Source organism: Ectopseudomonas oleovorans (genome assembly GCF_029845265.1).
In the GTDB taxonomy this organism is placed as follows: domain Bacteria; phylum Pseudomonadota; class Gammaproteobacteria; order Pseudomonadales; family Pseudomonadaceae; genus Aquipseudomonas; species Aquipseudomonas oleovorans.
This window is the reverse complement of record NZ_JAOCLK010000077.1, coordinates 1-7,338: the sequence shown is the minus strand read 5'-3', so window position 1 is coordinate 7,338 and position 7,338 is coordinate 1. Positions and strand designations below refer to the sequence as shown.

Below are 7,338 nucleotides of genomic sequence, written 5' to 3'. Positions count from 1 at the left end.
CTCTACAAACCAATTGATTTTCTCCGGAGCCGGTGTCACTGTCGCTCCAAGAATAGCCCCCACGCCTCGGGCAGGTCCCAGACCTGTACTGCGCACCAGGGGGTTAGTTGTTTCTAGGGCCCGCCCAGGTCGATCAGGCATGCTTTGGGCGGGCCTCAAACCAGTGGGTGACCACCAAAAGGGTCAGTTAGGCCTACTGCTGCCTATCCTCGCTCGTTACCATCCAGAGACCCTCTATTGATACGGTTTCAGCAAAGATGGATGTCTATAAGGTCCGCATCGAAGACACAGAAAGCAAGATCATCGACAAGGAAGGTTTCGAGGCCGAGACCTTCCGCAGAGATCCATGGTACCAGCCTGGAAGTGCCGGCAAGCTAGCTCAGTTTGCTGTATGCCCGGCATGCGACAACCCTGTCCAGCTGGTTGGGCTGTATGAGCTACCGCCTAACGTGAAGAACCCATTCGGGAAACATGCTACTAAGAGCATTCGCGGCATCGCTCCATTTGATAGTGAGGCCCGTAACGATTGCCCGTACTTCCAGCCTCGCCAGCACAAGAAAACAGAACGAAAAACCAGGTTTGACGGCGTCCCACGGAAGATTCTCAAGCTATTGATCGAACAGTTCGATCGCGTGGTTTACATCCTGGAGAAAGAGACCCAACTGGTCCTTTCCGAGAACGCGTTGAGAGGCATGCTGCAGCGTTACAAGGGAGAGCGTGGCTACCTCTATACCGGCGCGACGCTTCGCAATGTGCCATGGATCTTTGCTTACATGTCGGACGCCACCCGCCTGTTTGGCCAGAAGGTCATTGGAAATGCTGAGCTGGTGAAAGCTATTGCCGCTGAGGTGCCAGGGGCGGAAATCAGCAGCACTGGTCGGCTGGAATCGAAGAAGGTGCCTGGTTCGAAGGCGGCATATTTTGATCTCAAAATGAGTTTCATCCGCCATCGAATCGTCAAAGACAGTGAAGCGTCCGGCTTGGTTGAAAGCATGGAGTTTGTAGTGTCACAGCCTCGCGGAGGTGAGCTTGAGCACATTCACAAGGAAGTCATCAAATTCGATTCGGCTTGGTTCGAATCCCTTATCCGGATGCCGGTTGATCATCCTTATCGCAGAATGGATAGAGTGAAGATGGCCCGGGAGGAACTGGGCGATCTGCTGGAGCTGACTCAGGCCTGAGGAGGCCTGTTGTAAACCACTTTTTTTCACTGTAACCACAGTGGTTTACAGTGAAAAAAAGTGGTTTACAACGTAGCTACGACACGCGCCCTGGCCACTCCCCAGGCCAGCGCGCTCCTCATTGATTCGTTCAGTCGGGCGTCGAACACCTATGCTGCTCGGGGCCTTGCCACGCCGCGGTGTCCTATAATTCATCTTCAGCTGAATGGAGCAAAATGTTGTGAAGCGCACATTCATTGGAATGGTCGAGGCTGGTGAGCCACTGATGAGGCAAGCGCTTGAAGCTATCCGACAGGCCCACGAAGCGGAGGCTGCTGGATTGCCAGACCTTGAGGTACAGCGTCTTCACCCATTGGCAGATTCGCTCTATCAGGCGGTCATTGATTTTCAGCTCCTCAAAGCAGGTAAACCACCGTCGACTATCCAGTGAGGACCTGCCGCTACATGACGAAAAAGATGCCAGCTCTTCTCCCCGACCACCCCATGTATACCGACGCAGTGGATGCGATGAAGCAATACCACGAGGCGCAGGCTTCTGGCTCATCTGCCGAAGAGGTTGAGCGCCTGCGTCAAATCGCAGAATCACAATTTCGGGCTGTCAGCGAGTATCAGCTCAACGCTCTGGGATATCAGTCTCGTCGTCCGCACTGAAGGGATAACCGATCCGGAGGTAGCTTCAGAATCCATCAAGCCAAGCGGAAGACTCACGACGCGGTCCGATTGATCAGCGAGACGGTCGGGAGGGTTTGCACACAGCCCCAAAAAAAAAGCAGCTCCCGAGAGCTGCTTTTTTCTTACTCCCCCTTTTTGTGCTTGTGGGGTTTCAGGTCCGGATGGTCCTTCTGCTTTTCAGGGGTGACTCGCTGCCTTTTGTCCGGAGTGCCATCTTCATTGGTGCGCTTTGGGCCTGGCTTGATGCTCATGCAAAACTTCCTTTTCCGCTTGGGTTGTTGAATGCAGCTATGTAATTAGTCCAGCTTCTCTCAGCTGTCAAAGCAGGCTGGTGCAGAACCGCCTGGCCGATGATCCGGTCCACATCGAACATTCAGAGGCCAGAATAAGAGCCTCCGACAAAGGGCTTACAAGGGGCAGTGAAATCCAGCGCTGAGCGATACGAAGACGTCTGGACGTTCATCATGCCGAGCACGGTGTGGAACAGGTTGTCGTGGCTCAGCGGTGACGTGGTTTGAGCTTTCAAACAACCCACGTTGACCTTTTCGCTCTTCGCGAGCGAGTCAGACATCCAAAGTACCAACGGCACCTTTGTTTGCTCGTCAGGAGCCATCGCGTAAGGCAGCCCGTGTAGATAGAGCCCACCCTCCCCCAGCGATTCGCCGTGGTCCGAAACGTACATCAGCGCAGTGTCGAACTTGGTGTTGGCCGCCAGGATATCGATGAGATTTGCAGTCACATAATCGGTGTAGAGGATTGAGTTGTCGTAGGCATTGACCACCTCCTCCTGCTTACATTTGTCGAGCTCGTTGGTCTCGCACACCGGTGCGAATTTCTTGAATTGCGAGGGGTAGCGCTTGTAGTAGGCCGGGCCGTGACTGCCTTTGTAGTGGAGCACCAGGACAGCATCGCCTTCCTGGCGCTTGATGAAGTCTTGCATCTCCGTGAGCAGCACCCCGTCCTTACACTCCTCGCTGGTGCACAGTTGGGAATCCGCGTGAGAGGCAGCCTTGTGGTTGGGAACCCTGTCGCAGACCCCTTTGCACCCCGAGTTGTTGTCAGTCCACATGACACTGATGCCAGCGCGTTGAAGCACGTCGAGCAGCCCTTCTCGGCTCTTGGCCAAGCCATCTTTGTACTGGGCCTTACCCACGTCCAGGAACATGCATGGCAGCGAGACCGCGGTAGCGGTACCGCAGGAGCTCACGTTCGTGAAGCTAATGACATTTCGCTTTTCTAGTTCCGGATTCGTTTCACGGGAGTAGCCGTTGAGGGAGAAGTTGGCGGAGCGAGCGGTCTCTCCTACTGCCAGTACCAGCAGCCTGGGTTTACGAGCCGCACCCTGTCGATTAACTACCGCATCAGTACCAATGGCCGTCAGCGTTTTAGGTGAGGCCAGCTGACGCTTCAGGTACCCATGGCCAGCCGCAAACAAGTTGGTAGGTACCAGAATCAGCCGGATCTCCCGATTGTTGCGCAGCAAGGAGGCATACGACTGGTACTGACTCAACGCGATGCCAGATAAGGTCAACAGAGCGAGCGACAGAGCAATGAACCTGCTGACCAAAGCTTTGGCCCAAGGCTTGCGCCGGAGGGGAACCCGGGCAATCAGGTAGACGGGCAACACCCCAACCATTGCGACCCAAAGACCGAGCTTCCAATTCAGCAGCTCGGTTGCCTCAGCGACGTCGGTCTCCACAACGTTGGTGAACATTGTGTAATCGATCACGATGCCGTAGGCATTCATGAAGTAACTCGCAAAAGACGCGCTGATCAGTACCAGGCACAGTATGGGTTTGGCCAGCCGCCCCCATGACAGCAAGCTCAGAACGGTAAACACCCATGCGAATACTATGACTGGGAGGCTAGCCGCTAGCTGCCAGTTCACTTCATCGGTTTTGAATACCAGCTTCCAGAGCACGTTCCAGAGCTCAGCGTTCGCGAATAGCAGTAACCAAAAAGTCACCAGGCCGATTAGCAAATTAGTACTGATGCCTTTCTGCCGCGCATTGCGAATAGCAAAGATCCATTTGCTTAACAGGGTGTGAACAATGGATTTGGAAGGTGTCATTATCAAACTCTGGAAGCTGCTTATCCATGGCGGTAGCTATGGAGTTAGCGGGAGCTACAAGGCAAACCGTCGACAGATGCTGAGCGATTGCGCAATGTGCGGAGCGTCAGAGGCCTTAGGCCCCTAGGCGTTGGGGACGCTTAGTATGTGTGAGGCATAGGGATAAAAAGAGAAATGAATCTCGCTGAGCGCATTATTTCCGGGACCTGATAACGACACGATGACCTCGGGATTACAATGCTGACAGAAATCCAATTACTGCTGTTTTGATTGTCATTGATCACGCTATGATCAAAATTAGGGGAATACTACCCACCAAAAGCAATGCTCCGCTCAGCTAGATAAATTTAATTTCACAAACAAAACGGTTTCGTTTTGTCGTAGGCTAATTTTGAACTTTCAATTCAACTTACAAGTCTTTCTCGCGAGCAGAACATAATTTTCAACTTTTGCTCGTTAATATGTCACCCATCAATGAGGGGCGAATACCATGAGCTTTTTCAAAAACATCCTGGGCGGGCACCATGGCCGTGGAAACCACGGTGGAGGCAAGCACCACAGCGGGGGACATGGGGCCGAGCAATATGATCGCCATGGCCGGCAGCAGGGCTGCGACGGCGGCAACCAGGTGTATGACGGCGGGCGCCCTCCCACTCCTGCCCCCATCAAAGATCTGCAGGGCTGCAGGCAGTGCCGGACGGCCAACGATCCGTCAGCACGCTTTTGTCTAAACTGCGGAACACCGCTATCGAGTGGTTGCACCGCCTGCGGCTCGCTGCTGAGTGCAGGAGCAAGATTTTGCAGTCAGTGTGGCCAAGCGACGCTCTAAGGCTAGGTAGACAGGAAGGCCAACGAGACCACAACCCTGCGCAAGGAGAAATACGTGGGTTCAAATCATGACCATGGCAGCGCTGCAGTACGCGAGGGGCATCAGAAGAAGCTAATCATGGCGCTCGGCTTGACTGGCAGCTTCATGATTGCAGAAGTGATCGGTGCGTGGATTACCGGCAGCCTGGCGCTGCTGTCGGACGCATCTCACATGTTCACAGATACTGCCGCCTTGGCGATCTCACTGATTGCACTTCAGATAGCCAAGCGGCCGGCGGATCAGAAAAGAACCTTCGGCTATGCGCGCCTGGAAATTCTGGCTTCGACGTTCAACGCCGTGCTGCTCTTCCTGGTGGCGATGTACATCTTGTATGAGGCCTACCAGCGCTTCTTCATGCCGGCGGAGATCGCTACCGGAGCGATGATGTGGATCGCAATCGCCGGCCTGATCATCAACCTAATTTCGATGCGCCTTCTGGCATCTGCGAGCAACGAAAGCCTCAACGTCAAAGGAGCCTACCTCGAAGTTTGGAGCGACATGCTCGGCTCGCTTGGCGTAATCATCGCGGCACTTATCATCCGCTTCACCGGCTGGACCTGGGTCGACACGATTGTCGCTGTGGCGATCGGCCTTTGGGTTCTGCCGCGGACGTGGCAGTTGCTTCGCGAAAGCCTGGGGATCCTCATGGAGGGTGTCCCGAGGGGGCTCGACGTTACGGCAATCGAGGCCACCATCCTCGGAGTAGATGGCGTGACGGACGTTCATGACTTGCACGTGTGGGCTGTCAGCAGTGGCAGTAACGTGATGACGTCGCACGTAGTGGTTCGGGATTCTGCAGATGGGGATGCTGTGTTGGCGGCCGTCGTGGATGCTGTCAGCGATGCATTCGAAATCCATCACTGCACCATCCAGATCGAGCGGGCAGCTTTCCACGAGAGCGTTCCCTCACCCTCGCACTGACCGATCGGTAAACACCATGCAAACACATCACCCTCCTGGCTGAGGGTGATGTTGCAAAAAAAATGCGGTGAGGGATGCCGTAAACGGCAGGAGCGCTTCAAGGGGGTTGGTGAATGGCTTCGCCTGCCCTCGTCAACAACCTCCAGAAGGCTCAGCGATGGCCTGGATCATCACGAAGTACCTACTCACTGCCGGTATAGTGATTCTCGTGTCAGAGCTGGCGAAACGCAGCGACAAGCTGGGCGGCTTGGTCGCCGCCCTACCCTTGGTCACGGTCGTGACGTTGGTCTGGCTCTATTTAGAGAACCAGAGCATGGAGAAGATCTCCAACCATGCTTGGTACACGTTCTGGTACGTGCTTCCGACCCTGCCGATGTTTATTGCTTTTCCATTGCTGCTACCTAAGCTCGGCTTTTGGCCGACACTGATCAGCAGCATCCTCATCACAATGGCCAGCTTCGGAGGCTTCGCCATACTGCTGCGCCGGTTCGGCATTGAGCTTCTATGATCCGGTGGCCGCAGGGATCATCTTGATGAGTCTTAACGGCTATTAACACACTCGCCCTTCACCAGGTAGCGAACCATGTGCAGTTCGCCTTTCGAGTCTTCGTAGGTCATCATGCTTCTTACATTACCGCAGTACCGCACATTGGGTGATACATACACCAACTTACCAACGTCCAGGTCCATGCCATAGGCGTAGTCTTCTAGTTGAGGCATGGGCTTTTTTACGCGTTGAGCATAATCCGCTGTAGCCTCTCTAGCAGTACGCTCGATGTGTTTATTGATCTCCATACCGCTTTGGGCATTGGCTGTTAGTGATGTAAAGAGCATAAACACGGCGATCGCTGATACAGTAGTGTTCATAAGAAGTCCCTTAATAAAAAAGCGCCCGTAGGGGGGCGCTAAAATTCACCTACCAAAGGAGCGTATGGTTTACAGGTGAATGCACTGGCGCGAACAACTGCTCGGTGCTCTTGCCAAGCTGCTTTGAAATGAGACAATTTCCAAAGCAGCGATGCCTCTTCCGCTGCCCTTAAACTAGCAAAGGAGGCTAACACCAAGATGATCGTGCAATTACAATTTGGACATGTAATAGATTGTAAGATAATTATTCGAGAGAATATCGAGCCGCCACGTGAACTAATTTGCAGAAAGGCGCTGCGGTTTGCGGCCGTGCATGGGGTCTGCCTGCGTGGCGCCCTCGATCCAAGGCCAGTACCAGTCCTTGCAAGCTAACGACCGAAATGCTGCCTGTCCTGGCCGATTCCACCTGCCAGGCGAATCTGTCATACACCGCCGCAGGCCCCAGAATCCGCTATGCTTAGGGGTGGAGCCTGCATGACTGTCAGAAATCTTGCGGCTACATTACAAATTTGTAGGATTTCGCCGCGGCCAGCTTCTTCGCGTTAAGATTCAAGCGTCCTCAGGTGACCCGGCGTATGGACAGAGGTAGCGACTACCACATGCCATACCCTCAGCCAAACTTTCGAACAGCCTGCAACCATAATCTTGGCGGATTAGGCCAACTCCTTCCTCACACCTTGAGATAAGTTATGCGCGTTCTAGTTGTGGAAGACGAAATTAAAACTGCCGAATATCTTCAGCAGGGCCTATCCGAAAGC

Annotated in this window: 9 protein-coding genes and 1 pseudogene; 7 read left to right on the top strand and 3 right to left on the bottom strand. The window is 54.0% G+C overall.

Annotated elements, in window-relative coordinates:
- Positions 1-257 precede the first annotated feature (257 nt).
- The 3 genes from N5J71_RS21775 (at position 258) to N5J71_RS21765 (ending at position 1,832) form a co-directional block, all read left to right on the top strand.
- A complete protein-coding gene (locus N5J71_RS21775) occupies positions 258-1,181 on the top strand; it encodes a hypothetical protein (RefSeq protein WP_010951435.1) in 924 nt (307 codons plus the stop codon).
- Positions 1,182-1,401: 220 nt separating this feature from the next.
- Positions 1,402-1,611 (top strand): hypothetical protein, encoded by a 210-nt coding sequence (locus N5J71_RS21770; protein ID WP_003298409.1) that lies wholly within the window; start codon positions 1,402-1,404, stop codon positions 1,609-1,611.
- A gap of 14 nt (positions 1,612-1,625) precedes the next feature.
- Positions 1,626-1,832 carry a hypothetical protein gene (locus N5J71_RS21765; RefSeq protein WP_003298411.1) on the top strand — a complete coding sequence of 69 codons (207 nt, stop codon included), beginning with the start codon at positions 1,626-1,628 and terminating at the stop codon, positions 1,830-1,832.
- A 143-nt stretch (positions 1,833-1,975) separates the two neighbouring features.
- On the opposite strand, the gene N5J71_RS21760 is transcribed toward N5J71_RS21765, so the two are convergent.
- Positions 1,976-2,104: a hypothetical protein gene (locus tag N5J71_RS21760; RefSeq protein ID WP_003253468.1), complete on the bottom strand. Its 129-nt coding sequence runs from the start codon at positions 2,102-2,104 to the stop codon at positions 1,976-1,978.
- A gap of 122 nt (positions 2,105-2,226) precedes the next feature.
- Positions 2,227-3,924, bottom strand: a complete 1,698-nt coding sequence (locus tag N5J71_RS21755; protein ID WP_003298414.1) for a phosphoethanolamine transferase — start codon at positions 3,922-3,924, stop codon at positions 2,227-2,229.
- A 490-nt stretch (positions 3,925-4,414) separates the two neighbouring features.
- On the opposite strand from N5J71_RS21755, the gene N5J71_RS21750 reads away from it, so the two are divergent.
- From N5J71_RS21750 to N5J71_RS21740, 3 genes are all read left to right on the top strand, one after another.
- The gene (locus N5J71_RS21750) at positions 4,415-4,753 is read left to right on the top strand and encodes a zinc ribbon domain-containing protein (protein ID WP_079732563.1); all 339 of its coding nucleotides are present in this window, start codon (positions 4,415-4,417) and stop codon (positions 4,751-4,753) included.
- A 54-nt stretch (positions 4,754-4,807) separates the two neighbouring features.
- Complete coding sequence (locus N5J71_RS21745) at positions 4,808-5,713, top strand: cation diffusion facilitator family transporter (protein WP_010951438.1); 906 nt, start codon at positions 4,808-4,810, stop codon at positions 5,711-5,713.
- Between the two features lie 157 nt (positions 5,714-5,870).
- Complete coding sequence (locus N5J71_RS21740; protein ID WP_011953105.1) at positions 5,871-6,221, top strand: DUF3147 family protein; 351 nt, start codon at positions 5,871-5,873, stop codon at positions 6,219-6,221.
- A 32-nt stretch (positions 6,222-6,253) separates the two neighbouring features.
- On the opposite strand, the gene N5J71_RS21735 is transcribed toward N5J71_RS21740, so the two are convergent.
- A complete protein-coding gene (locus tag N5J71_RS21735) occupies positions 6,254-6,580 on the bottom strand; it encodes a DUF2790 domain-containing protein (protein ID WP_010951440.1) in 327 nt (108 codons plus the stop codon).
- Between the two features lie 689 nt (positions 6,581-7,269).
- Here N5J71_RS21735 and N5J71_RS21730 point away from each other — a divergent pair.
- A pseudogene (locus N5J71_RS21730) lies at positions 7,270-7,338 on the top strand (DNA-binding response regulator); the annotation flags it as partial.

What these genes read in the sequence shown, in the direction of transcription:
- N5J71_RS21775 (WP_010951435.1), top strand. Translation starts at nt 258, where the DNA reads ATGGATGTCTATAAGGTCCGCATCGAAGACACAGAAAGCAAGATCATC.
- N5J71_RS21765 (WP_003298411.1), top strand. Translation starts at nt 1,626, where the DNA reads ATGACGAAAAAGATGCCAGCTCTTCTCCCCGACCACCCCATGTATACC.
- N5J71_RS21760 (WP_003253468.1), bottom strand. Translation starts at nt 2,104, where the DNA reads ATGAGCATCAAGCCAGGCCCAAAGCGCACCAATGAAGATGGCACTCCG.
- N5J71_RS21755 (WP_003298414.1), bottom strand. Translation starts at nt 3,924, where the DNA reads ATGACACCTTCCAAATCCATTGTTCACACCCTGTTAAGCAAATGGATC.
- N5J71_RS21750 (WP_079732563.1), top strand. Translation starts at nt 4,415, where the DNA reads ATGAGCTTTTTCAAAAACATCCTGGGCGGGCACCATGGCCGTGGAAAC.
- N5J71_RS21740 (WP_011953105.1), top strand. Translation starts at nt 5,871, where the DNA reads ATGGCCTGGATCATCACGAAGTACCTACTCACTGCCGGTATAGTGATT.
- N5J71_RS21735 (WP_010951440.1), bottom strand. Translation starts at nt 6,580, where the DNA reads ATGAACACTACTGTATCAGCGATCGCCGTGTTTATGCTCTTTACATCA.